Source organism: Serratia marcescens (assembly GCF_006715005.1).
GTDB lineage: Bacteria > Pseudomonadota > Gammaproteobacteria > Enterobacterales > Enterobacteriaceae > Serratia > Serratia montpellierensis.
Map to the genome: position 1 here is coordinate 3,713,230 of NZ_VFMJ01000001.1, position 26,239 is coordinate 3,739,468.

Genomic DNA, 26,239 nt, shown 5'->3' on the forward strand with positions numbered 1-26,239 from the left:
TTAACGCACCTTCAGCGTTGCCAGGCCAATCAGCACCAGCATCAGCGAAATGATCCAGAAGCGCACGATAACGCGCGGCTCCGGCCAGCCTTTCAATTCATAGTGGTGGTGAATCGGCGCCATGCGGAAAATGCGTTGCCCGCGCAGCTTGAACGATCCCACCTGCAGGATCACCGACAGCGTCTCTACCACGAATACGCCGCCCATGATCACCAACAAGAATTCCTGACGCAGCAGCACCGCGATGGTGCCCAGCGCGCCGCCCAGCGCCAACGAACCGACGTCGCCCATAAACACCTGGGCCGGGTAAGTGTTGAACCACAGGAACCCGAGGCCGGCGCCGACGATGGCGGTACACACGATCACCAACTCACCGGCATGACGCAGATACGGAATATGCAGGTAGTTGGCGAAGTTCATGTTACCGGTCGCCCAGGCCACCAGCGCGAAGCCGGCCGCCACGAATACCGTTGGCATGATCGCCAGGCCGTCCAGGCCGTCGGTCAGGTTGACCGCGTTGCTGGTGCCGACGATGACGAAATAGGCCAGCAGGATGTACAGCAGGCCCAGTTGCGGCATCACGTCCTTAAAGAACGGCACAACCAGCTCGGTGGCTGGCGTGTCTTTTCCTACGGCGTACATGGCGAATGCGACAATCAGCGCAATCACCGACTGCCAGAAATACTTCCAGCGGGCGATCAGCCCTTTGGTGTCCTTACGCACCACCTTGCGGTAGTCGTCGACGAAGCCGACGATGCCGTAACCCACCAGCACAAACAGCACGCACCAGACATACGGGTTGGACGGGTAAGCCCACATCAGCACCGAAATGGTGATGGAGGTCAGGATCATGATGCCGCCCATGGTCGGCGTGCCGCGCTTGCTGAAGTGCGACTCGGGGCCGTCGTTGCGCACCACCTGACCGAAGGACATTTCTTGCAGACGCTTGATCACCCGCGGGCCCATCCACAGCGACAGGAACAGCGCGGTCAGCAGGCTGACAATGGCTCGGAACGTCAGATAAGAAAAGACGTTGAAGCCTGAGTAATACTTGACCAAATGTTCGGCCAGCCAAACTAACATGGTGCTTTCTCCTGTAACGCGCGTACTACCTGCTCCATTGCGGCACTACGTGAACCTTTGATTAACACGGTGATGACCGCATGTTCCGACAGTAATTCCGCCACGCGCGCGATCACTGCTGTCTTGTCCTGATAATGTTCGCCGTTGCCGGAGGCTTCGCTCAGCACGCGGCTCAACCCGCCGACGCTGATCACTTTGTCGACCCCGGCCAGACGGGCGGCCTCGCCCACCTGACGGTGGCACTCTTCCGCTTCTGCGCCCAGCTCGGCCATGTCGCCGACCACCATCACGCGGTAGCCCGGCATTTCCGCCAGTACCTGCGCCGCCGCGGTCATCGACCCGACGTTGGCGTTATAGCTGTCGTCCAGCAGCAGCTTGCCTTCGGCCAGCGCCACCGGGAACAGACGCCCCGGCACCGCCTGCAGTTGTTTCAACCCCTGACGCACCGCTTCGAGGGTGGCGCCCACCGACATCGCCAGCGCCGTGGCCGCCAGCGCGTTGGCCACGTTGTGGCGCCCCGGCAGCGGCAGCGCGATCTCGGCGGTGCCGAACGGGCTGTGCAGCGTGAACTGCGTGCCTGCGCCGTTCACCCGCACGTCGTCCGCGAAGAAGTCCACGCCTTCGGCAGCCTGCGGCGAGAAGCGCCAGACGGTTTTGCCGCCTAGCATGCTCTGCCAGTGCGGCCAATCGTTGTTATCGGCGTTGACGATCGCCACGCCATCGGCCGGCAGGCCGGTAAAGATTTCACCTTTCGCCTGGGCGACGCCGGCCAGCGAGCCGAAGCCTTCCAGGTGCGCCGCCGCCAGGTTGTTCACCAAAGCGGTCTGCGGACGCGTCAATGCGGTGGTGTAAGCGATTTCGCCAATGTGATTAGCGCCCAGCTCTATCACGGCAAAGTCATGCTGCGGCTCCAGACGCAACAGCGTCAGCGGCACGCCGATGTCGTTATTGAAGTTACCGGCGGTATACAGCACTTCGCCGCATTCACGCAGAATGGCGGCGGTCATTTCTTTCACCGATGTCTTGCCCGAGGAGCCGGTCAGGGCCACCACACGCGCCGGCACCTGCTGACGCACCCAGGCGCCAAGCTGCCCCAGCGCCAGACGGGTGTCTTGCACCACCAGCTGCGGCACGTCCACCAATAAGCGCTTACTGACCAGCAACGCCCCGGCACCTGCGGCTACGGCATCCGCCGCGAAGTCGTGAGCGTCAAAACGCTCGCCTTTCAGCGCCACAAACAGGCAACCGGCGGTCACCTTGCGGGTGTCTGTCGTCACCTCGACAATTTGGCAATCGGCGCCAATCAGTTCAGCGCTCAATACCTCAGCCAGTGTCTGAAGAGAGACAGGGATCATGCCAGCACCCCCAGCAGTCGGGCGACCGTCGTGCGGTCGGAGTAATCCAGGCGACGGTTGCCCACCAGCTGATAATCTTCGTGGCCTTTGCCCGCCACCAACACCACATCCTGCTCCTGCGCCTGCATGATGGCGCTGGTTACCGCTTCGGCGCGGCCGTGGATCACCAGCGCCTGCCCGGCGTCCAGCAATCCGGTCAGGATGTCGTTGATAATCGCGCGCGGCTCTTCGGTACGCGGGTTGTCATCGGTGATCACCACGCGATCGGCGAACTGCTCGGCGATGCCGCCCATCAGCGGACGCTTGCCCTTGTCGCGATCGCCGCCGCAGCCGAAGACGCACCACAGCTGCCCCTGGCAGTGCAGGCGCGCGGCTTCCAGCGCTTTCTCCAGCGCATCCGGCGTGTGGGCGTAATCCACCACCACCGTCGGTTTGCCCGGCGCGTTAAACACTTCCATGCGGCCGCAGACCGGCTGCAGGCGGCTGCCGGTTTCTACCAGCGCCTCCAGCGGATAGCCCAGCGAAAGCAGCGTCGCCAAGGCCAACAGCAGGTTGCTGACGTTGAAAGCGCCCATCAGGCGGCTTTCGATTTCGCCGTCGCCCCAGTTGGAGCTGAAACGAACGGTGGCGCCGTTGTCGTGATAATCGACCGCCGTGGTTTTCAGCCAGCGGCCGTGGCCGCCCGGCTGCAGGTTGCCCTGCATCGTCACCGCCACCGCATCCGGCAGCTTGCCGAGCCAGCGCTGACCGACTTCATCGTCGGCGTTGATGATCGCCTGCCCCACGCTGTGGGCGGCGAACAGCGACCATTTGGCCGCCTCGTAATTGGCCATGTCACCGTGGTAATCCAGGTGATCGCGGCTCAGGTTGGTGAAGACCGCCGCGGCGAACGGCAGCGCCGCCACCCGGTGTTGCACCAGACCGTGGGAAGAGACTTCCATGGCGGCAAAGGTCGCGCCCTGTTCCGCCAACTCGTTTAATACGTGTTGAACATCCACCGCAGAACCGGTGGTATTCTCGGTCGGACACACTTGGCCCAGCAGGCCGTTGCCGACGGTGCCCATCACCGCGCTGGTTTCGCCCAGCAGTTGGCTCCACTGCGCCAACAGCTGCGTAGTGGTGGTTTTGCCGTTGGTGCCGGTCACGCCGACCAGACGCAGACGCTCGCCCGGCTGGTGGTAAAAACGCCCGGCCAGCGCGGAAAGGCGCTGGTTCAGTTGGCTCAGGTAGATCACCGGCACGCCGTGCATTTCAACGATGGCGCCGTCTTCGGCCTGACCGTCAGCTTCGGCGATCACGGCGGCGACGCCCTGCGCGATGGCCTGCGGAATATAGCGGCGCCCATCCGTTTGATGGCCGACAACGGCGACAAACAGATCCCCGGCAGCCGCCACACGGCTGTCTAATGTCATTTCCCGCAGCGCGCGCCCGGGTGCCGTCGGCACCCACGGGGCGAGTAAGTCGCGCAAATTACGATCTGCCACCTGAACCCTCTTTCTTGTTAATCACTAATTCGCTTTTGTCACCGGTAGGCAATGCGTCAGGCTCGACGTTCATGGTGCGCAATACGCCGCCCATGATGGCACCGAACACCGGCGCGGAGATTGCGCCACCATAGTATTTCCCACCCTGCGGGTCGTTGATGACGACCACCAGGGCAAAACGGGGGTTACTTGCCGGCGCGACGCCGGCGGTATAAGCGATGTATCGGCTGACGTATTTGCCGTCCGGGCCCACTTTTTTCGCGGTACCGGTTTTGATGGCGATACGGTATCCCTTGATGGCGGCTTTCACGCCGCCGCCGCCCGGCAAGGCCACGCTTTCCATCATGTGCACCACGGTGCGCACCAGAGGTTCAGGGAAAACGCGTTCGCCGGCGACCGGAGGGTCAACCTTGGTGATCGACAATGGGCGATACACGCCCAGGCTGCCGATCGTTGCATAGACTCGCGCCAACTGTAACGGAGTTACCATCAGCCCGTAGCCGAAAGAGAAGGTGGCCCTCTCTATGTCAGACCACCGTTGTTTTTTTGGGTATATGCCACTGCTTTCTCCGACCAGCCCCAAATTGGTCGCTTTTCCCAGCCCAAAACGAGAGTAAGTATCTACTAACGCTGAGGACGGCATCGCTAACGCCAGCTTTGAAACACCGACGTTACTCGACTTCTGCAAGATCCCGGTCAATGACAGCTCCGAGTACCGCGCCACGTCTTTGATCTCGTGGCCCTGAATGCGGTACGGGATGGTGTTCAGCACGCTGTTTTCTCTCACCACGCCATTTTGCAGCGCGGTCATCACCACCATCGGCTTCACGGTTGAACCGGGTTCAAAAATATCGGTGATAGCACGGTTACGCATGGTTTCTTTCGGCGTACCGGCCATGTTGTTCGGGTTGTAAGACGGGCTGTTGGCCATCGCCAGCACTTCGCCGGTGTTCACGTCGATCAGCACCGCAGTGCCCGATTCGGCCTTGTTGAAAGCCACGGCGTTGTTCAGCTCGCGATACACCAGCGCCTGCAGGCGCTCATCGACGCTCAGCACCAGGTTGTGCGCAGCCTGGCTGTCGACGGAGGAGATATCTTCGATCACCCGGCCGAAGCGGTCCTTACGCACCGTTCTTTCGCCCGGTTGCCCGGTCAGCCAGCGGTCGAAGCTCTTCTCGACGCCTTCAATGCCTTGCCCGTCGATGTTGGTCACGCCGATGATGTGCGACGTCACCTGCCCCGCCGGGTAGTACCGGCGCGACTCCTGCCGCAGGTAGATCCCCGGCAGCTTGAGCTTGTGGATGTAGTCGCCGATCGCCGGGTTCACCTGGCGCGCCAGATAAACGAAGCGCCCTTTCGGGTTGGCGTTGATGCGGTTGGAGAGTTGGTCCAGCGGGATGTTCAGCGCATCGGAAAGCGCTTTCCAACGGCTGTCCAGCGTGATACCGCCGCGCTCGTTCAGCTCTTTCGGATCCGCCCACACCGCATTGACCGGCACGCTGACCGCCAACGGACGGCCGGCGCGATCGCTGATCATGCCGCGCGCAGTCGGCACTTCCTGCACGCGCAGCGAACGCATGTCGCCTTCTTTCACCAGACGATCGGGGTTGATGACCTGCAGGTACGCGACGCGCAGCATCAGGCCGACCATCGCCAGCAAAATGCAGCCGCACAGCAACGCAAAACGCCAGCTGACAAAGCTGGCCTGATCTTCCTGGCGTCTCATCTTACCGGGGCGCGCTGCTTTCATGCGTTTCCTTTCTACTCCGTGTCATTATTCCGGTTAAACCATTCATTGTTTAACGATGATATTTTCCTGCGATGGATCAACGTGTTGCATCTGCAGTTTTTCTGTCGCGATACGTTCAACCCGGCTGTGATCGCCGAGGGCGTTCTCTTCTAAAATCAGGTTGCGCCACTCGATATCCAGCGCATCGCGCTCCAGAACCAGCTGTTCGCGCTCGGCGGTCAGCAGGCGGGTGCGGTGCGCGGTGGTCACCACGAAAATCGCGGAGACCAGTGACGCAATCAGTAAAATCATGGGGATCTTGGCGTTGCGCAGCAGGTCGCCGCCAATGACCCCGACCAAACCGTGACGTTCGTTGCCGATCACGCGGGCATCCTCTCAGCAATACGCAGCACCGAGCTGCGCGCACGCGGGTTGTCCGCCACTTCCGCTTCCGACGGCATCATTTTGCCCAGCGCTTTCAGCGTTCGCCCGCCCATGCTGCGCAGTTGCTCTTCGGTCAACGGAATGCCCGCCGGCACCTGAGCGCCGCGGCTATGGTGACGCATAAAGCGTTTGACGATGCGGTCTTCCAGCGAGTGGAAGCTAATGATCGACAAACGGCCCTGTGGGGCCAGCACTTCCAGCGCGCCGTCGAGCGCACGCTCGATCTCTTCCAGCTCGCTGTTGATATAGATACGAATCGCCTGGAAGCTGCGCGTCGCCGGATGTTTGTGCTTTTCACGGAACGGACTGGCATCGGCGATCAGATCCGCCAACTCTTTGGTGCGCGTCATCGGCTCCACGCGGTTTCTTTCCACGATGGCGCGTGCGATGCGCTTGGCGAAACGCTCTTCGCCAAAGGTTTTCAGCACCCAGGCGATGTCGTCCGCTTCGGCCTTCATCAGCCACTCTGCGGCGGACAGGCCGGTGGACGGATCCATGCGCATGTCCAGCGGACCGTCGCGCATAAAGGAGAATCCGCGCTCCGCATCGTCAAGCTGCGGCGAGGAAACGCCCAGATCGAGCAGAACGCCGTCGATCTTGCCGACCAGTTCGCGCTCCCGCACATAGTGCGACAACTCGGAAAATGGGCCGTGTACGATGGTAAAACGAGGATCTTCAATAGATTTGGCGGCTGCAATCGCCTGAGGGTCACGGTCAATCGCCAGCAAGCGCCCTTCCGGCCCCAGCTGGGACAGAATCAGACGAGAATGGCCACCGCGACCAAAAGTACCGTCGATATATATGCCGTTGCTGCGGATGTTGAGGCCGTTGACGGCTTCGTCCAGCAGGACGGTGGTGTGTTTATAGTTTTCCAACATGCTTATAGCGACAAGTCCTGTAGCCGCTCAGACAACGGTTCCTGAGTCGACTGTTCAGCGTCAATATCATCCTTGACTTGTTGATACCAGGTCTGTTCATCCCACAGTTCAAACTTGTTGAACTGACCGACCAGCATCACTTCTTTCGTGAGTCCGGCGTGCTGCCGCAGCGTATTGGCGAGCAGCAAACGACCGGCACTATCCATCTGACACTCACTGGCATGCCCCAGCAGCAGGCGCTGAACGCGGCGCTCGGCGGGATTCATGCTCGACAGACGTGATAATTTTTGTTCAATAATTTCCCATTCGGGCAAAGGATAAAGCAGCAGGCAGGGCTGATGGAGGTCAATGGTACAGACCATTTGGCCTTGCGATTCCTCGTTGAGCAATTCCCGATATCGGGTAGGTACGGCGAGCCGCCCTTTGCTGTCGAGGTTGACCATCGTCGCTCCACGGAACATTCCTGAGCTACCCCTTAGTGACCGTTTTCACCACTTTACCCCACAAATTCCCACACAATGGAGTTTACGGAGGGTATGAAAACCTTGTCAAGCCAGAGCGCCAGCGCTTTGGCAATATTTCTCTGGTCATTTTGGGAGCTGACTCGCGAAAGAAACTCTGATTATTCGACGATTAAAAATTAACATCATGATAAACGGAGAGAATTTTCTAAGCGGAAAGAATCTGATTAAAAACCTGACGAACTGGCGATTAATTAACTCATTACTTCCTTCTGCAAGCCATGTCTCATTTTTCAGCTCGGCAATCTCAGGGCCGTAACCGCTGGCGAGCCGCGCCCGCCAAGGCTCGGCGTCGGGCGAACCGATCGCGGAATAAGGCCATAACTCCTTGAGTTAATAACGCTCAATCGTTATTCACCGTAAAACCGGGCGCTATTTTACTTCAATTTGCATGGCCGTGATGCGGCCGCGATAAAAATAAATGGTTCGGATATTACGAGCAGAAGTAATTTCGATTTAAATCAATTTGGTAAGATTATTCCCAAAATACCTGTTTACAATTATGGTTTCATTTTCTTACACCTTTATTTCCACAATTTTTGCCGGAAAAAATCCCCTTCAAACATCAAAAATCGCAACATTATGTTTTTTATCGATTTATTTAAAAATGCCGATTTTAATCTCTCCGCCCCATCCTGAACCTCCGTTCTACGGGACAAAAACCGAACAAATGTTAAAAATAAAAATATAAATCTAGTTAAAAAACACAATGCAGATTAGTAAACTACTAATAATGCTAAAAACTAGAATTAACATCCAATTATTAATAATTTAACGGCATTTTAACCAAGAGGGATAACACATGCTTTCGCCCGCCGCTCACTGGCGTAGCGCCGCTGCCGATACGTTCGCACTGGTGGTGTACTGCTTTATCGCCGGTATGGCGATAGAAGTGTTGATCTCCGGCATGAGCTTCCAGCAATCCCTCTCTTCGCGCCTGCTGTCGATCCCGGTCAACATCCTGATCGCCTGGCCTTACGGCCGCTATCGCGATCTGTTTATCCGCACGGCGCGCCGCTGCCCGCGCGGCCAGTTCGTGCTGCGCAACCTCGCCGACCTGCTGGCCTACGTCAGCTTCCAGTCGCCGGTTTATGCCGCCATTCTGTGGAGCGTAGGCGCCGACGGTCAACAAATGCTGGCGGCGGTCACCAGCAATGCGCTGGTCTCCATGGCGATGGGCGTGGTGTATGGCTATTTCCTGGAGTATTGCCGGCGGCTGTTCCGGGTGGCGGGGTACGTTTAAATCAGGAGCCCAACACGCCGGGCTCCTGTAGAGCGAACTATTTGCGGCTCAGGCTACCGCGGCGGAACAGATTGCGGCGAATACGCGTCAACCCCGGTTTGGGTTTACGCGGTTCGTCCAGGCTGGCCAACACCAGCTCCAGCACGCGTTCGGCTACGTCCCGATGGCGCTGCGCCACCGCGAGCACCGGGCACTCGAGGAAATCCAACAGTTCATGGTCGCCGAAGGTGGCAATCGCCAGATCGGTCGGCAAACGGCCACGTTGCTTCAGCGTCACGTCCATCACGCCCTGCAACAGCGAGAACGAGGTAGTGAACAACGCCTGCGGCATCGGGTGCGTTTTCAGCCATTCGGCAAACAGCGCGCCGGCGGCTTCACGTTCATAGCTGTTGGCGTACAGATAATCGACGTGGCGGGGATCTTCTTGCCAGGCCTGACGGAAGCCCTGCTCACGCAGGAAGCTCACCGAAAGCTCCGGCAAGGCGCCCAGATACAGCACCGATTCAGCCGGGAAGGTGCGCAGCTCCTGCGCCAGCGCAAAGGCGTCTTCCTGATCGGCCCCGACGACGCTGATGAAATGCTCGCGATCCAGCGCGCGGTCCAGCGCGATGATCGGCAGCGGATCGTTGGCCCAGCGTTGATAGAAAGGATGCTCCGGCGGCAAGGCGGTGGAGACGATGATGGCGTCCACCTGGCGCTGCAGCAGGTGCTCAATACAGCGCATTTCGTTGTCCGGCTGATCTTCGGAACAGGCGATCAGCAATTGGTAGCCACGCTGGCGCGCCTGGCGTTCCAGGTAGTTGGCGATGCGGGTATAGCTGGTATTTTCCAGATCCGGGATCACCAGACCGATAGAACGGGTACGCCCGGCACGCAGCCCCGCCGCGACGGCATTCGGGTGATAGTTATGCTCCCTGACCACGGCCATCACTTTCTCGACGGTTTTATCGCTGACACGATACTGCTTCGCCTTGCCGTTGATGACGTAACTGGCCGTCGTGCGCGAAACGCCCGCGAGACGCGCGATTTCATCCAGTTTCACATTAACCCCTTAATGACGCTGAAAATAGAAGTGAAGGCTGTGCTCGGATTAACCATGACATCCCGTGCGGTTATTCAATCCAGCCTCTGCGATCTAACAGCAGAAAACACTGCCTAGCAACCGCTTTTGCCGAAAGGTGCCAGCAATCGGGCAAAAAATACCGAAAAACAAAGGGCGCAGCCACGCCGCGCCCCCGATTATTCGCCGCCAGACCGCGCTCAGCGCATGATTTTGTCGCCGCGCGACACGCCAACCACGCCGGAACGGGCCACTTCCACGATCTCCGCCACTTCACGCACCGCGCTCAGGAAGGCGTCGAGCTTGTCGCTGGTGCCGGCCAGCTGTACCGTGTACAGCGTCGCCGTCACATCAACGATCTGGCCGCGGAAAATGTCGGCGCAGCGCTTCACCTCTTCACGGCCGTAGCCGCTGGCCTGCAGCTTCACCAGCATGATCTCGCGCTCGACGTGAGCGCCCTGCACCAGCTCGCTGACGCGCAGCACGTCCACCAGCTTGTGCAGCTGTTTCTCAATCTGCTCCAGCACTTTCTCGTCGCCGACGGTCTGGATAGTCATGCGCGACAGCGTCGGATCGTCGGTCGGTGCCACCGTCAGGCTCTCGATGTTATAACCGCGCTGAGAGAACAGCCCGACCACGCGCGACAACGCGCCGGATTCGTTTTCCAGCAAGACAGATAAAATACGGCGCATGATCAGGTCCTCTCCGTTTTGCTAAGCCACATTTCGTCCATGCTTCCGCCGCGGATCTGCATCGGGTAAACATGTTCGGTTTCATCGACGGTCACGTCGACGAACACCAGCCGCTCTTTTTCCGCCAGCGCCTGCGCCAGCTTGCTTTCCAGCTCATCCGGCGTGCGGATGGCGATGCCGACATGGCCGTAAGCCTCGGCCAACTTGACGAAGTCCGGCAACGAATCCATGTAGGACTGCGAGTGACGGCCGGAATAAATCATGTCCTGCCACTGCTTCACCATGCCCAGATAGCGGTTGTTGAGGTTCACCACCACCACCGGCAGGTTATATTGCAGCGCGGTGGACAGCTCCTGAATGTTCATCTGAATGCTGCCGTCGCCGGTCACGCACACCACAGTTTCCTCCGGCAGCGCCAGCTTGACACCCAATGCCGCCGGCAAACCGAAGCCCATGGTGCCGAGGCCGCCGGAGTTGATCCAGCGGCGCGGTTTGTCGAACGGATAATAGAGTGCGGCGAACATCTGGTGCTGGCCCACGTCCGAGGTGACATAGGCGTCGCCTTTGGTCAGGCGGTGCAGGGTTTCGATCACCGCCTGCGGCTTGATGGTGCCGCTGTGCTTGTCGTAACCCAGACAGTCGCGGGCACGCCACTGCTCAATAGACTGCCACCAATCGCGCAGCGCGTCGTGATCCTGCGCTTTCTCGTCCTGCGCCAGCAGCTCCAGCATCTGAACCAACACCTGCTTGGCATCGCCGACGATCGGAATATCGGCGTCCACCGTTTTGGAGATCGAGGTCGGATCGATATCGATGTGCAGCACAGTGGCGTCCGGGCAATATTTAGCGAGATTATTCGTGGTGCGATCGTCGAAGCGCACGCCGACGGCGAAGATCACGTCGGCATGGTGCATGGTTTTGTTGGCTTCATAGGTGCCGTGCATGCCGAGCATGCCGACGCTCTGACGATGGGTGCCGGGGAAAGCGCCCAATCCCATCAGGCTGCTGGTCACCGGCAGGTTCAGCTGCTCCGCCAACGCCAACAGTTCGGCCTCGCAACCGGCGTTGATCGCGCCGCCGCCGACGTACATCACCGGCTTTTTGGCCGCCAGAATGGTTTGCAACGCGCGTTTGATCTGCCCGCGGTGCCCCTGCACCGTCGGGTTATAAGAACGCATACTCACGTCCTGCGGGTAGGCATAAGGCATCCGCACCGCCGGGCCGACGATATCTTTCGGCAGATCGATTACCACCGGGCCGGGGCGGCCGCTGGAAGCCAGGTAGAACGCCTTCTTCAACACCGCCGGGATGTCTTCGGTGCGTTTTACCAGGAAGCTGTGCTTCACCACCGGGCGAGAAATCCCCACCATATCGCACTCCTGGAAGGCGTCGTAGCCGATCAGCGAGCTGGGCACCTGCCCCGACAGCACCACCATCGGGATCGAGTCCATGTAGGCGGTGGCGATGCCGGTAATGGCGTTGGTGGCGCCGGGGCCGGAGGTCACCAGCACCACGCCCACTTCACCGGTGGCGCGCGCGTAGCCGTCGGCCATGTGCACCGCCCCCTGCTCGTGGCGCACCAGAATATGATCGATCCCTCCGACCGTATGCAGGGCGTCGTAGATATCGAGCACCGCCCCGCCGGGGTAGCCGAATACATGCTTAACGCCCTGATCGATCAACGATCGGACGACCATCTCGGCTCCTGACAACATCTCCATGGGTTTGCCTCCAGGCTTGCTTATTCTTCTCTGGCGCTGGAACGTAGCGCCTGCTGCGGGGCAATGCCCCAAAGTTTTTATGGGTTGTCGCTATCGAATTAACATAACGTCAGAATATGGGGCAGGCAAACGGCAAAATAGCTTAACGGTAGCGGGGTTATTGCCAAGCGGCTGGAGATCGCGGCTTTATAAAAACAATGCGCTAGCCTCGGGGTTGTCAGGCTAGGCATTGTTTCGAACAGGGGGGAAATTACAGAACTAAATCAGGTGAAGGATATGCCGCTTTTTTGGCCGGGCACATGGCCCGGCGGCGGCGTCAGGCCTGTTCCTGGTACATCGAGTCGATTTCACGCTGATAGCGCTGCAGGATCACTTTACGGCGCAGCTTCAGCGTTGGCGTCAACTCCCCCAGCTCCATCGAAAACGCCGCCGGCAGCAGAGTGAACTTCTTCACCTGTTCGAAGCGTGCCAGCTCCTTTTGCATTTCGCGCAGGCGCTTTTCGAACATCTCGAGGATCTCGCCGTTGCGCAGCAGCTCCAGGCGATCCTGGTATTTCAGGTTCACTGACTTCGCATACTCTTCCAGCGACTCAAAGCACGGCACGATCAGCGCGGAAACGAACTTGCGCGCATCGGCGATGATCGCCACCTGCTCAATAAAGCGATCCTGCGCCAGCGTGCCTTCCAGCATCTGCGGCGCGATGTATTTGCCGCCGGAGGTTTTCATCAAATCCTTCAGGCGCTCGGTGATGAACAGATTGCCCTCTTCATCGATCGCCCCGGCGTCGCCGGTTTTCAGCCAGCCGTCCTCGGTAAAGGTCGCGGCGGTTTCCAACGGCTTGTTGAAATAGCCGCGCATCACGATCGGCCCGCGCACCTGGATTTCATTTTCTTCACCGATGCGCACCTCAACCTCCGGCAGCGGTTTGCCGATAGAGCCGAAGCGGAAATGCCCCTCTTCCCAACAGGAGACGGTCGCACAGGTTTCGGTCATGCCGTAACCGTACTTGATGTTGACGCCCATCGCCTGGAAAAACAGAATCATATTGTCGTCCAGCTTGGCGCCCGCCGCTGGCAGAAAGCGCACCCGGCCGCCGAGGATACCGCGCAGCTTGCTCAACACCAGCTTATCGGCCCAGCGATGGGTGAAGTCGAACAGTTTGCCCAACGGTTTGCCGGCGCGTTCCTGCAGGAATTTGCGCTCGCCGCAGACGATCGCCCAGTGGAACAACGCACGGCGCAGCCAAGGGGCGCGCGCCACTTTTTCGTGCACCGCGCTGAAAATCTTTTCGTAGAAACGCGGCACCGCACACATCAGCGTCGGGCGGACCTGCCCCATCGCTTCCCGCACCCAGTCGGTGTTCGGCAGGAAAACGTTCTGCGCGCCGGAATGCATCACAAAGAAGCTCCAGGCCCGCTCAAAAACGTGCGACAGCGGCAGGAAGCTGAGCGACACATCTTCTTCGCCGACCGTCAGCCTTTCATCATGCAGGTAAAGCTGCGCCGCCAGGTTGCGGTAGTCCAGCATCACCCCTTTCGGCTCGCCGGTAGTGCCCGAGGTATAGATCAGGGTGAAGAGATCCTGCAGGTCGCACTCTTCAATACGCTGCCGACGTTGAGCGGCAAAAGCCGCCGGATCGGCAGCGCGTTCGAAGACGCTCAGATGCTGTGCGATCTCGCAGCCGCGCAGATCGGCCCCCTCGTCGAAGACGACAATATGACGCAGCTGTGGGCAGACGCCGCGCAGCGCGATGGCGGCGTCAAGCTGCGCCTGCTCGCCGACGAACAGTATACGGATGTCGGCGTCGTTGGTGACGAACGCCGCCTGTGCCGGCGTATTGGTGGAATACAGCGGCACGCTGACGCCGCGCAGATGCAGGATAGCGAGATCGGCCAACGCCCAGGCCATCGTGTTATTGGCGAAAATACCGATGCGTTCTTGCACGTCGACGCCAAGCCCCAGCAGCCCGGCGGCAATGCGATCAATACGAGTGGCGGCCTCTCCCCAGGTCAACTGAAACTCGCCGTTGGGCGACCATTGGCGAAAAGCTGTGCGATCGGCTCGGTGGATGATTTGATGCTGTATACGATGGATAAGATGGTATTGCAGCAGATTAGTGATCATAGTGCTCTAAGCCTGAAATGAATCATACAGTTAAGCCTGAACGACGCCTTGCGGCCCTCATCTCAGCTTACACGTGTTTACTTTTTTCCGCGCAGTCTACCTACTCTCAGGCAGAGGGAAAAGTGATTTCAGCGTAGAAGTGTGAGCCAAAACTCAGGCCGGCTTTCGTGCTTCCATAGGTTGGACAGAATGGGAAGGAAAAGGTTTGGTGGCGGCAATAAAACGCGGCCCATTCGGGCCGCCGCATCGGTTAGTTTAAAATACCAGCCGGGAAGTAAAAATCAGAATATTAATTTATATTAATTATTTTTGCTGAACGAACAAACCCACTCTGAAAATAAGTTATTTTATCGCCGTAAAACCAAGAAACATCTTAATAAAAACACAGATAGTTCTTAGCTTTTATCATGAGAAAAAAACGCTCAGTTGAATATTATCTTTATGTGGTTCCCATTTTTTATCGCTTTACTTTGGGTTACCGGCCTCAATCAGGACGGATTTCATCCACTGGTGGCCTTTATCCCGCTCGGAGGATTCATGCCAGGAGAGATAGCAAGTGGCTTTATTATCGTTGCCACATAAAGGAACCGCCTTTATTTTCAACGCCTCCGCCTGTTGCCGCACCAACCAAGCGGGCGCAATCGCCACCATTTCCGTTTGCGACACCATATTCAACACGCTGTAAAGATCCGTGCACTGTTGCGTCACGGCGCGCAGCATCGGTTCCTCTAAATAAAAAGGTTTACTGAACGATCCAAAACTTTCCAGGGAAACCGCAGCGTGCTGCTCGGCCAGTATGTGCTCCGGCGTCACCTCCTCGCCTATTCTCGGATGCGCCTGCGCAACCGCCAGCACTAATTCGTCGTCGAACATCGCCAGGCTGCGAAACTCCGCCGATTCGAAACGGCTGTAGCCGATGACAAACTCGACGTCCTGATAACGCAATTGATGCTCAATATTATTGTTGATGTACGATTTTATTTGCAGGTTAAGCTGCGGCGCGATCTGTTTGACGTGATTGATTATCCCGGCGCCCAGACGCAAATCGAGCGGGCTGCACAGCGACAGGGAGAACGCTCGCGTGCTGGTCAACGGTTCGAACTCGGCGCCCGGCAACTCATTTTGCACCAGCTGCAGCGCTTGCCGCACCGGCCCAAAAAGCTGCCTGGCCCGCATGGTGGGCTGGATCCCGCGCCCACAGCGCACGAACAGCTCATCGTTGAACATCACCTTCAGGCGCGCCACCGCATTGCTCACCGCCGGCTGCGACATCCCCAACGAATTAGCGGCTCGCGTAATATTTTGCATTTGCATCACGGCGTCAAACACCGTCAGCAAATTAAGATCGACGCTGCGCAAATGAATGTCCGCCGGCTCTTTGACCATGGCGATTTCTGAATCATATTCAGCCATATTTCACTCCACTAAATCCTGTGTAGATAATCTAATCCTTATGCTCGACAAACAATGAAACGCCGCATTGTCTTATCTTTGCACGACAAATCCTGCCATTACCGCCATCAGCCGATAAAAAACCTCGTGTTATCGTCACGATATAAGTCGTATATGGAATGCATGTCAGCAGCTTCTCCCGTCAGCGGGAAGAATGCCACCTGGGTGGTACTAATAATTAGGTATCAACAATGATTAATACAATTAAACAACCTAACCGCACAGTATGGGACAAACTATAAAAACACATCATAAGCAATCAAACCATCTAAAAACACCGCTCACTTTGTGTAAAAACGCATTATTTTGTTATATTATGACTAAAACAATCAATTAATCATATGAATTCAATTTAAATCATTTGTATTAAAAATGTTATTTTATTGCCCCCCGTGATTAATCGCTCTTATTTTTCATTACAAATCTTAACGCAACGAAATCCAGAAGCAATTAGCGCAGTCTCTATTCGATTCGTTTATGCTAAGCAGCGCGCAAACTGGCCCCGTTTTTTCTCTAAGGCGTCGCTTTTTTGCCGCATGATCCTCTGTTTGGCCCCTTGGCCGGTGCATTGTCCCCGCATTCAATCAGGTGTTGACATCGCCAGGCCAATCACGTATCAAATTAGGCAGACACCCAATTTAAGAGAAGCTGAACCATTATGATCCGTACTCACCGTCTACTAGGCCTACTACTTAACGCATCTTGTTTGCGCGGTATGCCTGTGGACGAAGTTCGGAGCTGACTCAGCCGATCACCCATAAGAAACCCGCGCTACTGCGCGGGTTTTTTTTTGCCCGCTTAGCGTGAAATCAACACGATAAGGAATGCACCGATGAGCCAACAAGTCATTATTTTCGATACCACGCTGCGTGATGGCGAACAGGCATTACAGGCCAGCCTGAGCGTAAAAGAGAAGATTCAGATTGCGCTGGCGCTGGAGAGAATGGGCGTAGACGTGATGGAGGTTGGCTTCCCGGTCTCTTCGCCGGGCGACTTCGAGTCGGTGCAAACCATCGCGCGCCAGATCAAGAACAGCCGCGTCTGCGGCCTGGCCCGCTGCGTGGACAAAGACATCGACGTGGCCGCCGAAGCGCTGCGCGTCGCTGAAGCGTTCCGCATCCATGTGTTCCTGGCCACCTCGACCCTGCACATTGAATCGAAGCTGAAACGCTCGTTCGACGAAGTGTTGGAGATGGCGGTGCGCTCGGTCAAACGCGCCCGCAACTACACCGACGACGTAGAGTTCTCCTGTGAAGACGCCGGTCGCACGCCGATCGACAATCTGTGCCGCGTGGTCGAAGCCGCCATCAACGCCGGCGCCACCACCATCAATATTCCGGACACCGTCGGTTATACCACGCCGAACCAGTTCGGCGGCATCATCACCACCTTGTATGACCGCGTGCCGAACATCGACAAAGCCATCATCTCCGTACACTGCCACGACGATTTAGGCATGGCGGTCGGCAACTCCATCGCTGCGGTACAGGCCGGTGCCCGTCAGGTGGAAGGTACCCTGAACGGCATCGGTGAGCGCGCCGGCAACTGTTCACTGGAAGAGGTGATCATGGCGATTAAAGTGCGCCAGGACATCATGAACGTGCACACCAACATCAATCATCAGGAAATCTTCCGCACCAGCCAGATCGTCAGTCAGCTGTGCAACATGCCGATTCCGGCCAACAAGGCGATCGTCGGCTCCAACGCCTTCGCCCACTCCTCCGGCATTCACCAGGACGGCGTGCTGAAGAACCGCGAAAACTACGAAATCATGACCCCGCAGTCGATCGGCCTGAAGGACGTGCAGTTGAACCTGACCTCCCGCTCCGGCCGCGCGGCGGTGAAACACCGCATGGAAGAGATGGGCTACCAGGAGCAGGACTACAACCTGGATACCCTGTATGCCGCCTTCCTGAAGCTGGCCGACAAAAAAGGCCAGGTGTTCGACTATGACCTGGAGGCGCTGGCCTTCATCAATAAACAGCAGGAAGAGCCGGAGCACTTCAGCCTGGGCTACTTCAGCGTGCAGTCCGGCAGCAGCATCATGGCCACCGCCTCGGTGAAACTGATCTGCGGCGGCGAAGAGAAAGCCGAAGCCGCCACCGGCAATGGCCCGGTCGATGCGGTTTATCAGGCGATCAATCGCATCACCGACTACCCGATCGAGCTGGTGAAATACCAGCTGACCGCCAAGGGCCATGGCCGCGACGCGCTGGGCCAGGTAGATATCGTGGTCTCTTACAACGGCCGCCGCTTCCACGGCGTAGGTCTGGCGACCGACATCGTCGAGTCCTCCGCCAAAGCGATGGTGCACGTGTTGAACAATATTTGGCGCTCACAGCAGGTAGAAAAAGAAAAGCAGCGCCTGCAGCAAAACAAACATCAAAATAATCAGGAAACGGTGTGAACATGACGAAGACTTATCACATTGCCGTCTTGCCCGGAGACGGCATCGGCCCGGAAGTAATGGCTCAGGCGCGCAAAGTGTTGGACGCGGTGCGTCAACGCTTTGACATTCGCATCACCACCGCCGAGTACGACGTCGGCGGCATCGCCATCGATCGCCACGGCAGCCCGTTGCCGGCGGCAACCGTCGCCGGCTGTGAGCAGGCCGACGCCATCCTGTTCGGCTCAGTGGGCGGCCCGAAATGGGAACACCTACCGCCGGCCGAGCAGCCGGAACGCGGCGCGCTGTTGCCGCTGCGCAAGCACTTTAAACTGTTCAGCAACCTGCGTCCGGCGCGCCTGTATCAAGGGCTGGAGGCATTCTGCCCGCTGCGCGCCGACATCGCCGCCCGCGGCTTCGACATTCTGTGCGTGCGCGAACTGACCGGTGGCATCTACTTCGGCCAACCGAAGGGCCGCGAAGGCCAGGGCATGCAGGAGCGCGCTTTCGATACCGAGGTGTATCACCGTTTCGAGATTGAACGCATCGCACGCATCGCCTTCGAATCCGCCCGCAAGCGCCGCCACAAGGTGACGTCGATCGACAAGGCCAACGTGCTGCAGAGTTCTATCCTGTGGCGTGAGGTGGTCAATCAGGTCGCCAAGGATTACCCGGACGTGTCGCTGTCGCATATGTATATCGACAACGCCACCATGCAGCTGATCAAGGATCCGTCCCAGTTCGACGTGCTGCTGTGCTCCAACCTGTTCGGCGACATCCTGTCCGACGAATGCGCGATGATCACCGGCTCGATGGGCATGTTGCCGTCCGCCAGCCTGAACGAGCAAGGCTTCGGCCTGTACGAACCGGCGGGCGGTTCCGCGCCGGATATTGCAGGCAAAGGCATCGCCAACCCGATTGCGCAGATCCTGTCCGCCACCCTGCTGCTGCGTTACAGCCTGGGCGCCGATGAAGCGGCCGACGCCGTGGAGCGCGCCATCAACCAGGCGTTGGAACAGGGCTACCGCACCGCCGATCTGGCCGGTGACGGCAAAGCCGTCAGCACCGATGAAATGGGTGACATCATCGCTCGCTTTGTAGCTCAGGGGGCATAACATGGCCAAGACCTTATACCAGAAGCTGTACGACGCCCACGTGGTGCACGAAGCGCCGAACGAAACGCCGTTGCTGTATATCGACCGTCACCTGGTGCACGAAGTCACCTCACCCCAGGCGTTCGACGGCCTGCGCGCCATGGGCCGCAAGGTGCGCCAACCCGGCAAAACCTTCGCCACCATGGATCACAACGTGTCGACCCAGACCAAAGACATCAACGCCAGCGGCGAAATGGCGCGCATCCAAATGCAGGAGCTGATCAAGAACTGCGCGGAATTCGGCGTTTCGCTGTATGACCTGAACCACCCGTTCCAGGGCATCGTGCATGTGATCGGGCCGGAGCAAGGCATGACGCTGCCGGGCATGACCATCGTCTGCGGCGACTCGCACACCGCCACCCACGGCGCTTTCGGCTCACTGGCGTTCGGTATCGGCACCTCCGAAGTAGAACACGTGCTGGCGACCCAGACCCTGAAGCAGGGCCGCGCCAAGACCATGAAGATTGAAGTCACCGGCGACGCCGCCGAGGGCATTACCGCCAAAGACATCGTGCTGGCGGTGATCGGCAAAACCGGCAGCGCCGGCGGCACCGGCCACGTGGTGGAGTTCTGCGGCAAGGCGATCGAAGCGTTGAGCATGGAAGGCCGCATGACCCTGTGCAACATGGCGATCGAAATGGGCGCCAAGGCCGGGTTGGTTGCGCCGGACGACACCACCTTCGCCTACCTGAAAGGGCGCCAGTTCGCGCCAACCGGTGAAAACTGGGAGCAAGCGGTCGCTTACTGGCGCACGATGAAGTCCGACGCCGACGCCCAGTTCGATACCGTGGTTACGCTGCGCGCAGAAGAGATCGCGCCGCAGGTCACCTGGGGCACCAACCCCGGCCAGGTGATCGCCGTCAATCAGGCGATCCCGGCGCCGGAATCGTTCAACGATCCGGTCGAGCGCGCCTCCGCGGAAAAAGCCTTGGCCTACATGGATTTGAAGCCGGGCATCAAATTGACCGACGTGCCGATCGACAAAGTGTTCATCGGCTCCTGCACCAACTCCCGCATCGAAGATCTGCGAGCGGCGGCGGCGGTAGCCAAGGGGCGCAAGGTCGCCAGCGGCGTGCAGGCCATCGTGGTGCCGGGATCCGGCCCGGTGAAGGCCCAGGCGGAAGCCGAAGGGTTGGACAAAATCTTTATCGAAGCCGGTTTCGAATGGCGTTTGCCGGGTTGCTCAATGTGTCTGGCGATGAACAACGACCGTCTGAATCCAGGCGAGCGCTGCGCGTCCACCAGCAACCGTAACTTCGAAGGGCGTCAGGGCCGCGGTGGGCGCACCCACCTGGTCAGCCCGGCGATGGCCGCCGCGGCCGCCGTCGCCGGTCACTTCGCCGATATCCGTGACATTCACTAAGGGGCTAACGTGGCTAAATTTACTCAACATACCGGCTTAGTGGTGCCTTTAGATGCGGCCAACGTCGACACCGACGCCATTATTCCCAAGCAGTTCTTACAGAAGGTCACCCGTACCGGCTTCGGCCAGCATCTGTTCAACGACTGGCGCTTCCTCGACGACGCCGGCCAACAGCCGAACCCGGCGTTCGTGCTGAACAAACCGCGCTATAAAGGCGCCAGCATCCTGTTGGCACGCGAGAACTTCGGTTGCGGTTCCTCGCGCGAGCACGCCCCTTGGGCGCTGACCGACTACGGGTTCAAAGTGGTGATCGCGCCGAGCTTCGCCGATATCTTCTATGGCAACTCGTTCAACAACCAGCTGTTGCCGGTGACGCTGAGCGAGCAGCAGGTGGATGAGCTGTTCACCCTGGTCGGCGCCAACGAGGGGACGGAGTTCGTGGTGGATCTGGAGAACCAGACGGTCAACGCCGGTGGCAAAAGCTACCCGTTCGAAATCGACAGCTTCCGCCGCCACTGCATGATCAACGGGCTGGACAGCATCGGCCTGACGCTGCAGCACGAAGCGGACATCTCCCGCTACGAAGCGCAGCAGCCGGCGTTTCTGAATTAATCCCCTTCACCCGCCGCCCGGCGGGTGAATTTTTTCCTCACCAGTAGCCCAGCAGCTTCCACCATGCCCCGCCGATCAGCATCCAGATCAGCAGGTTAACCACGCTCATCACCCATCCCGCTTTCCACCATTCCCCCAGCGTCACGTAGCCGGAGCCGAAGATGATCGGCGCGGTGCCGGTGCCGTAATGCGTCAACGACATCATCAGCGAGGAAGAGAACGCCAGGATCAGGCCCAGCAGCGCCGGTGGCGCGCCAAGCGCGATGCCGGCGGCGAAGAAGGCGGCGAACATCGCCGTCACGTGCGCCGTGGTACTGGCGAAGAAATAGTGCGAATACAAATAGATAAGGGTCAGCAAGATCGTACCGCCCACCCAGCTCATACCCATATGGTCAATGCCGTTGCCCACGGTCTGCGACAGCCAGCCGATCAGCCCCAGCTTGCCGAGGAAGCTGGCCATCATCACCAGTGCCGAGAACCACACCACGGTGTCCCAGGCCCCTTTATGCTTCAGCACATCCTCCCAGCTCAGCACACCGGTGGCCAGCAACACCGCCAGGCCGATCAGCGCCGCGGTGGTGGGATTGACCGCCAGCGCCGGGCCGAAGATCATCGCCGGGATGCCGGCCCACAGCACCAGCAACAGCGCGAACACCCCAAGGGTAATTTTCTCCGGTAGCGTCACCGGCCCCAGCGCCTGCAGTTTTTCGCGCGCGAAGCGCGGCGCGTCTGGGGTGCTTTTCACCTCCGGCGGATACAGCAGGTAGATGACCAACGGCATCACGATCAGCGAACACAGCCCCGGCACCAGGGCAGCGATCGCCCACATCGACCAGGACAGCTCGAAGCTGCCGTGGGTGCCTTTGGCGATCAGGCTGACGATCAACGGGTTAGGCGCAGTGGCGGTGATAAACATCGCCGAGGTAACCGGGTTGATGTTGTAGTTCACCAGCGACAGGTAGCGGCCGATCTTGCCGGAGGTATTGAGCTCCGGTTTTGAACCGAAACTGTCGGCGATCGATTTCATGATCGGGTGAATGATGCCGCCGCCGCGCGCGGTGTTGCTCGGCGTCACCGGCGCCAGCGTGGTTTCCGCCAGCGTCAGCGCATAGGCGATGCCCAGCGTTTTTTTGCCGAACAGCGAAATAAAGTAATAGCCAATGCGCGCGCCCAGCCCGGTTTTGTTCAGGCTGAGGGAGATCATGATCGAAAAGCCGATCAGCCAGATCAGTTGGTTGGAAAAACCGCTGAGCGCATCGTCCAGCGCGGCGCCCGGCTTGCCGGGATTGGTGACGCCGGTCACCGCCACCAGGGCGATGGCGATCACTGAGACCGCGCCAATCGGCATTGCCTTGCCGATGATGGCGATGATGGTGCCAATAAACAGCGCCAGCAGCTGCCAGGCGTTGGGCGCAACGCCCTCCGGCACGGGAATGAGGAACCAGATAATCAGCGTGGCGGCGAGGGCGCACAAGGAAGGAAGCGGTTTGAGCGGTGTGAGTTTATCCATAACGTTCCCACTGTTCTAAACAACAAGGCGGCATCTCAATAGCGAGACGGGCGTGGGCGCAACGATCGCGCTCCATATGCCTTCAGCTTGGGCGTCCGCTTCAGCCTTCTCAATGACTTGCATCAAGAATGCCGTCGTTTGACCTCACACTTCACGCACTTTGGCGCTCATCCAGAGCGCCGCCAGCGCCAACAGCGCCGCCATCCAATACACCGAGCCATGACCGAGGTTCTCCACCAGCACGCCCTGCAGCACCCCGGCCAGGATCACCCCGGTCGAGATACTGTTGGTGAACAGCGTGGTGGCGGCGCCCGGTCGGCCCGGCATCAAATCTTGAAAATAGAGCATGCCGATACCGGCGACGATGCCAATAAACACCGCGTTGAGCAGCTGCAGCGCGATCAGGGCCGGCTTGGCCGCCAGCACGATCAGCCCGAGATAAAACAGCACGCCCGCCGCCACCGCCAGCAGCATCATATTACGCTTGCCGAAGCGTTTGACGTAATAACCGGCCAGCAGCATCGCCGGGATCTCCAGCCCGGCAGCGGTGCCCATCAGCACCCCGGCCAGCCCTTCCGGCAGGCCGAGATCGGCGGTGATATACAGCGGCATGTCGATGATGTACAGGGTATTGCAGGTCCACATCAGCATTGAGGCGATGAAGAGCCAACGCACGTCGCGATTGCGCCAGGCGCTGGCGGGCGCAATCGGCGCGGAAGCGCCATCCCGCAACCCTTCCCCCTCCGCCGCGCGCGGCACCGAAGGCAGCATGAATCCGACCAGCAGCACGCAGACCGCGAAGGTGGCGGCGGCGATCAGGAACATCACGGTAAAGCCGTAGTTCAGCGCCAACGCAAACGACAGCGGCGGGCCAATCACCCAGGCCAGCGAAAGCTGGGCGCGCATCACCGAGCTGAACATCACGACTTCACGCGCCTCGCTGTCGGCGTATTCCCGCGCCAGCGCGAAGATCTGCGGCATGGCGGTGTTGGCGATCGCCGCCATCAACACCCCGGCAGTGATCAGCGTCAGGTAGTCGCGGTTAAAGGCGAACAACAGGCAATTGCCGACCGCCATCAGGCAGCACAGCAGGATCAGCCTGCGCCGATCGCCGCGGGTGTCCGAGCGCTTGGCCAGCATGAAGCTGACCACAATGCCGGCCACCGCGTTGGCGGTGTAAAACAGACCGACCCACAGCGGCCGCACTTTGACCTCGGTGGTCAGAAACAGGCTGAGCGTCGGCGTCAGCAACGCGCCGGCGATGCCGGAGAGAAAAGCGATCAGCAGGAATGCGGCAAAGATGGGGTTGATGCGCAGTGACAACCGGCTCAGGCGTTGCATATCGTCTTCCCTGACCTCAAAGCAGAAGAATGAACCTTAGGCCACGACGAGAAAAATGCAAGCATATCGCCATGACCACGCATAAAAAAACCAGTGGGTCGCCCCACTGGCTGGTGAAACAGCACCATTACTCAGAAACTTTTATACCGCAGCGCCTTACAGGTGCTCGCGATACTGTTTGTCCGTCATCTCTTTGATATCCCATTGCGTCAGGTGCGCCAGCATCGCCAGCCGCGCCTGTTCGGGCACCACGCTCAACCAGTCGGCGCGCTGGCGGCGCACCGCGCTGAAATAGCGCTGATAGAACTGTCTGGATAAGAAAGCTTTCATGATTACGCCCTCCCCTTTCATTGATGAAAATTATCGGCGTAATATAGGGAAAGATAAATTGACGAGTTGAGGCGGGAGCGTTCCTCTTTTATGTCCACGTCCAGATTGCAGCAACAGTTCATCCGCCTGTGGCAGCGCTGTCACGGTGAAACCACTGACACCACGCTCCAGGATCTGGCGGAGGTGCTCAGCTGCTCGCGGCGCCACGTGCGCTCCCTGCTGAGCGCCATGCAGCGGGAAGGCTGGCTCACCTGGCAGGCGGAGTCGGGGCGCGGCAAGCGTTCACGGCTCACCTTCCACTACACCGGCCTGGCGCTGCAGCAACAGCGGGCCGAGGAGCTGCTGGAGCAGGACCGCATCGATCAGTTGGTGCAGTTGGTGGGCGACAAAAACGTGGTGCGCCAGATGCTGCTGTCGCAGCTGGGTCGCAGCTTCCGCCAGGGTAAACACATCCTGCGGGTGCTCTACTATCGGCAGCTGTACAACCTGCTGCCCGGCTCGGCGCTGCGGCGTTCGGAGACCCATTTGGCGCGCCAGATCTTCAACGGCCTGACGCGCATAAATGAGGAAAACGGGGAACTGGAATCCGATCTGTCTCACCATTGGCAGGCGCTGACGCCGCTGCACTGGCGGTTTTATCTGCGCCCGGCAATCCATTTTCATCATGGCCGCGAGCTGGAGATGGCAGACGTCATCACTTCCCTCTCGCGTCTGACCTCGCAACCGCTGTTCTCGCATATCGAGAGCGTCACCTCGCCGACGCCGTTTGTTATCGACGTGCATCTGCGCAGCCCCGACCACTGGCTGCCCTGGCTGCTGGGCAGCGTGCAGGCCATGATCCTGCCGCACGAATGGCGCGAACTGCCGGATTTCGCCCGCCATCCGGTCGGCACCGGCCCCTACCGCGTGGTGCGCAACCTTCCCAGCCAGATGAAGATCCACGCCTTCGACGACTATTTCGGCTACCGGGCGCTTATTGATGAGGTCAATATCTGGGTGCTGCCGGAATTCTCCGAAGAGCTGGTGCACTCCGGCGTGCAGCTGCAGGGCAATGAAACCGGCAACAGCGAGCTGGAAAGCCGGCTGGAAGAAGGCTGTTATTTCCTGCTGTTCGATCAGCGATCCCCATTAGCGGCCGATCCCGCCATTCGCAGTTGGCTGTGCGAATTGATCAACCCCATTTCGCTGCTGAGCCACGCCGGGCCGCTCTACCAGCGCTACTGGTCGCCGGCGTACGGCCTGCTGCCGCGCTGGCACCACAACCGCACGCTGGCGCAGCAGCCCAAACCCGCGGGCCTGACCGAACTGACGATGACCCACTTCAATGAGCATTCGGAGTTTCACGCCATTCGCCAGGCGATCGAACCGCTGCTGGCGCAGCACGGCATCCGCCTGATCGTGCAAAGCGTGGATTACGCCACCTGGCACCAGGGCGACGCGCGCAGCGATCTGTGGCTCGGCAGCGCCAACTTCTATCTGCCGTTGGAGTTTTCGCTGTTCGCCACGCTGTACGAACTGCCGCTGATGCAGCACTGCATGAACGAGGATCTGGCGGAGGATGCGGCGCTGTGGCGCGCCAACCGCTTGCCGCTGGCCGAGTTCTGCCGGCGCCTGGTCAGCAACCACCAGCTGCATCCGCTGTTCCACCACTGGCTGCAGCTGCACGGCCAGCGCAGCATGCGCGGCGTGCGGATGAACACACTGGGCTGGTTCGACTTCAAGTCCGCCTGGTTTGCCCCGCCGGAGGCATAAGCGC

Annotated in this window: 21 protein-coding genes; 6 read left to right on the forward strand and 15 right to left on the reverse strand. The window is 59.2% G+C overall.

The window, feature by feature from the left end; all coding sequences use genetic code 11:
* From mraY to mraZ, 7 genes are read right to left on the reverse strand one after another with little or no spacing between them, the layout of a single operon-like run.
* Positions 1 to 1,083 (reverse strand): phospho-N-acetylmuramoyl-pentapeptide-transferase, encoded by a 1,083-nt coding sequence (gene mraY / locus FHU12_RS18115; protein ID WP_004932782.1) that lies wholly within the window; start codon positions 1,081 to 1,083, stop codon positions 1 to 3.
* Complete coding sequence (gene murF, locus FHU12_RS18120; RefSeq protein WP_141970972.1) at positions 1,077 to 2,438, reverse strand: UDP-N-acetylmuramoyl-tripeptide--D-alanyl-D-alanine ligase; 1,362 nt, start codon at positions 2,436 to 2,438, stop codon at positions 1,077 to 1,079. Before murF ends, mraY begins: the two co-directional genes overlap by 7 nt.
* Positions 2,435 to 3,922, reverse strand: a complete 1,488-nt coding sequence (gene murE, locus FHU12_RS18125; protein WP_141970974.1) for a UDP-N-acetylmuramoyl-L-alanyl-D-glutamate--2,6-diaminopimelate ligase — start codon at positions 3,920 to 3,922, stop codon at positions 2,435 to 2,437. The genes murF and murE overlap by 4 nt, the downstream gene beginning before the upstream one ends.
* Positions 3,909 to 5,672: a peptidoglycan DD-transpeptidase PBP3 gene (gene ftsI, locus FHU12_RS18130; protein WP_141970976.1), complete on the reverse strand. Its 1,764-nt coding sequence runs from the start codon at positions 5,670 to 5,672 to the stop codon at positions 3,909 to 3,911. Before ftsI ends, murE begins: the two co-directional genes overlap by 14 nt.
* Positions 5,673 to 5,714: 42 nt before the next feature.
* Positions 5,715 to 6,035 carry a cell division protein FtsL gene (ftsL, locus tag FHU12_RS18135; protein WP_033651674.1) on the reverse strand — a complete coding sequence of 107 codons (321 nt, stop codon included), beginning with the start codon at positions 6,033 to 6,035 and terminating at the stop codon, positions 5,715 to 5,717.
* Positions 6,032 to 6,973, reverse strand: a complete 942-nt coding sequence (gene rsmH, locus FHU12_RS18140; protein WP_049200285.1) for a 16S rRNA (cytosine(1402)-N(4))-methyltransferase RsmH — start codon at positions 6,971 to 6,973, stop codon at positions 6,032 to 6,034. Before rsmH ends, ftsL begins: the two co-directional genes overlap by 4 nt.
* 2 nt (positions 6,974 to 6,975) lie before the next feature.
* Positions 6,976 to 7,434: a division/cell wall cluster transcriptional repressor MraZ gene (gene mraZ / locus FHU12_RS18145; RefSeq protein WP_025159638.1), complete on the reverse strand. Its 459-nt coding sequence runs from the start codon at positions 7,432 to 7,434 to the stop codon at positions 6,976 to 6,978.
* Positions 7,435 to 8,296: 862 nt separating this feature from the next.
* Between mraZ and FHU12_RS18150 the strand changes: the two genes are divergently transcribed.
* The gene (locus FHU12_RS18150; protein WP_043148147.1) at positions 8,297 to 8,737 is read left to right on the forward strand and encodes an L-alanine exporter AlaE; all 441 of its coding nucleotides are present in this window, start codon (positions 8,297 to 8,299) and stop codon (positions 8,735 to 8,737) included.
* A 37-nt stretch (positions 8,738 to 8,774) separates the two neighbouring features.
* On the opposite strand, the gene cra is transcribed toward FHU12_RS18150, so the two are convergent.
* The 5 genes from cra to leuO all read right to left on the reverse strand — a co-directional run bounded on the left by cra (position 8,775) and on the right by leuO (position 15,748).
* Positions 8,775 to 9,779, reverse strand: a complete 1,005-nt coding sequence (cra, locus tag FHU12_RS18155; protein WP_004932801.1) for a catabolite repressor/activator — start codon at positions 9,777 to 9,779, stop codon at positions 8,775 to 8,777.
* A gap of 218 nt (positions 9,780 to 9,997) precedes the next feature.
* The gene (gene ilvN, locus FHU12_RS18160; RefSeq protein WP_004932806.1) at positions 9,998 to 10,489 is read right to left on the reverse strand and encodes an acetolactate synthase small subunit; all 492 of its coding nucleotides are present in this window, start codon (positions 10,487 to 10,489) and stop codon (positions 9,998 to 10,000) included.
* A 2-nt stretch (positions 10,490 to 10,491) separates the two neighbouring features.
* Positions 10,492 to 12,210: an acetolactate synthase 3 large subunit gene (gene ilvI, locus FHU12_RS18165; protein WP_041033253.1), complete on the reverse strand. Its 1,719-nt coding sequence runs from the start codon at positions 12,208 to 12,210 to the stop codon at positions 10,492 to 10,494.
* Between the two features lie 316 nt (positions 12,211 to 12,526).
* Positions 12,527 to 14,335 carry an AMP-dependent synthetase/ligase gene (locus FHU12_RS18170; protein ID WP_141970978.1) on the reverse strand — a complete coding sequence of 603 codons (1,809 nt, stop codon included), beginning with the start codon at positions 14,333 to 14,335 and terminating at the stop codon, positions 12,527 to 12,529.
* A gap of 465 nt (positions 14,336 to 14,800) precedes the next feature.
* A complete protein-coding gene (gene leuO, locus FHU12_RS18175; RefSeq protein ID WP_141970980.1) occupies positions 14,801 to 15,748 on the reverse strand; it encodes a transcriptional regulator LeuO in 948 nt (315 codons plus the stop codon).
* An 871-nt stretch (positions 15,749 to 16,619) separates the two neighbouring features.
* Here leuO and leuA point away from each other — a divergent pair.
* From leuA to leuD, 4 genes are read left to right on the forward strand one after another with little or no spacing between them, the layout of a single operon-like run.
* Positions 16,620 to 18,194, forward strand: a complete 1,575-nt coding sequence (leuA, locus tag FHU12_RS18185) for a 2-isopropylmalate synthase (protein WP_004932820.1) — start codon at positions 16,620 to 16,622, stop codon at positions 18,192 to 18,194.
* 2 nt (positions 18,195 to 18,196) lie between these two features.
* The gene (leuB, locus tag FHU12_RS18190; protein WP_025159635.1) at positions 18,197 to 19,288 is read left to right on the forward strand and encodes a 3-isopropylmalate dehydrogenase; all 1,092 of its coding nucleotides are present in this window, start codon (positions 18,197 to 18,199) and stop codon (positions 19,286 to 19,288) included.
* A gap of 1 nt (position 19,289) precedes the next feature.
* The gene (leuC, locus tag FHU12_RS18195) at positions 19,290 to 20,690 is read left to right on the forward strand and encodes a 3-isopropylmalate dehydratase large subunit (protein WP_141970982.1); all 1,401 of its coding nucleotides are present in this window, start codon (positions 19,290 to 19,292) and stop codon (positions 20,688 to 20,690) included.
* A 9-nt stretch (positions 20,691 to 20,699) separates the two neighbouring features.
* Complete coding sequence (leuD, locus tag FHU12_RS18200; RefSeq protein ID WP_141970984.1) at positions 20,700 to 21,302, forward strand: 3-isopropylmalate dehydratase small subunit; 603 nt, start codon at positions 20,700 to 20,702, stop codon at positions 21,300 to 21,302.
* A 37-nt stretch (positions 21,303 to 21,339) separates the two neighbouring features.
* Here the strand turns inward: leuD and FHU12_RS18205 are convergent, their stop codons facing one another.
* From FHU12_RS18205 to sgrT, 3 genes are all read right to left on the reverse strand, one after another.
* Positions 21,340 to 22,812 carry a DASS family sodium-coupled anion symporter gene (locus tag FHU12_RS18205; RefSeq protein ID WP_141970986.1) on the reverse strand — a complete coding sequence of 491 codons (1,473 nt, stop codon included), beginning with the start codon at positions 22,810 to 22,812 and terminating at the stop codon, positions 21,340 to 21,342.
* A 144-nt stretch (positions 22,813 to 22,956) separates the two neighbouring features.
* A complete protein-coding gene (locus FHU12_RS18210) occupies positions 22,957 to 24,153 on the reverse strand; it encodes an MFS transporter (RefSeq protein WP_141970988.1) in 1,197 nt (398 codons plus the stop codon).
* 156 nt (positions 24,154 to 24,309) lie between these two features.
* Positions 24,310 to 24,483, reverse strand: a complete 174-nt coding sequence (gene sgrT / locus FHU12_RS18215) for a glucose uptake inhibitor SgrT (protein ID WP_004932838.1) — start codon at positions 24,481 to 24,483, stop codon at positions 24,310 to 24,312.
* 90 nt (positions 24,484 to 24,573) lie between these two features.
* Between sgrT and sgrR the strand changes: the two genes are divergently transcribed.
* Entirely contained in the window at positions 24,574 to 26,235 is a 1,662-nt protein-coding gene (gene sgrR, locus FHU12_RS18220; protein ID WP_141970990.1) for an HTH-type transcriptional regulator SgrR, read from the forward strand.
* Positions 26,236 to 26,239: the final 4 nt, after the last annotated feature.

What these genes read in the sequence shown, in the direction of transcription:
- mraY (WP_004932782.1), bottom strand. Translation starts at nt 1,083, where the DNA reads ATGTTAGTTTGGCTGGCCGAACATTTGGTCAAGTATTACTCAGGCTTC.
- murF (WP_141970972.1), bottom strand. Translation starts at nt 2,438, where the DNA reads ATGATCCCTGTCTCTCTTCAGACACTGGCTGAGGTATTGAGCGCTGAA.
- ftsI (WP_141970976.1), bottom strand. Translation starts at nt 5,672, where the DNA reads ATGAAAGCAGCGCGCCCCGGTAAGATGAGACGCCAGGAAGATCAGGCC.
- rsmH (WP_049200285.1), bottom strand. Translation starts at nt 6,973, where the DNA reads ATGTTGGAAAACTATAAACACACCACCGTCCTGCTGGACGAAGCCGTC.
- mraZ (WP_025159638.1), bottom strand. Translation starts at nt 7,434, where the DNA reads ATGTTCCGTGGAGCGACGATGGTCAACCTCGACAGCAAAGGGCGGCTC.
- FHU12_RS18150 (WP_043148147.1), top strand. Translation starts at nt 8,297, where the DNA reads ATGCTTTCGCCCGCCGCTCACTGGCGTAGCGCCGCTGCCGATACGTTC.
- ilvN (WP_004932806.1), bottom strand. Translation starts at nt 10,489, where the DNA reads ATGCGCCGTATTTTATCTGTCTTGCTGGAAAACGAATCCGGCGCGTTG.
- ilvI (WP_041033253.1), bottom strand. Translation starts at nt 12,210, where the DNA reads ATGGAGATGTTGTCAGGAGCCGAGATGGTCGTCCGATCGTTGATCGAT.
- FHU12_RS18170 (WP_141970978.1), bottom strand. Translation starts at nt 14,335, where the DNA reads ATGATCACTAATCTGCTGCAATACCATCTTATCCATCGTATACAGCAT.
- leuO (WP_141970980.1), bottom strand. Translation starts at nt 15,748, where the DNA reads ATGGCTGAATATGATTCAGAAATCGCCATGGTCAAAGAGCCGGCGGAC.
- leuA (WP_004932820.1), top strand. Translation starts at nt 16,620, where the DNA reads ATGAGCCAACAAGTCATTATTTTCGATACCACGCTGCGTGATGGCGAA.
- leuB (WP_025159635.1), top strand. Translation starts at nt 18,197, where the DNA reads ATGACGAAGACTTATCACATTGCCGTCTTGCCCGGAGACGGCATCGGC.
- leuC (WP_141970982.1), top strand. Translation starts at nt 19,290, where the DNA reads ATGGCCAAGACCTTATACCAGAAGCTGTACGACGCCCACGTGGTGCAC.
- FHU12_RS18205 (WP_141970986.1), bottom strand. Translation starts at nt 22,812, where the DNA reads ATGGATAAACTCACACCGCTCAAACCGCTTCCTTCCTTGTGCGCCCTC.
- FHU12_RS18210 (WP_141970988.1), bottom strand. Translation starts at nt 24,153, where the DNA reads ATGCAACGCCTGAGCCGGTTGTCACTGCGCATCAACCCCATCTTTGCC.
- sgrT (WP_004932838.1), bottom strand. Translation starts at nt 24,483, where the DNA reads ATGAAAGCTTTCTTATCCAGACAGTTCTATCAGCGCTATTTCAGCGCG.
- sgrR (WP_141970990.1), top strand. Translation starts at nt 24,574, where the DNA reads ATGTCCACGTCCAGATTGCAGCAACAGTTCATCCGCCTGTGGCAGCGC.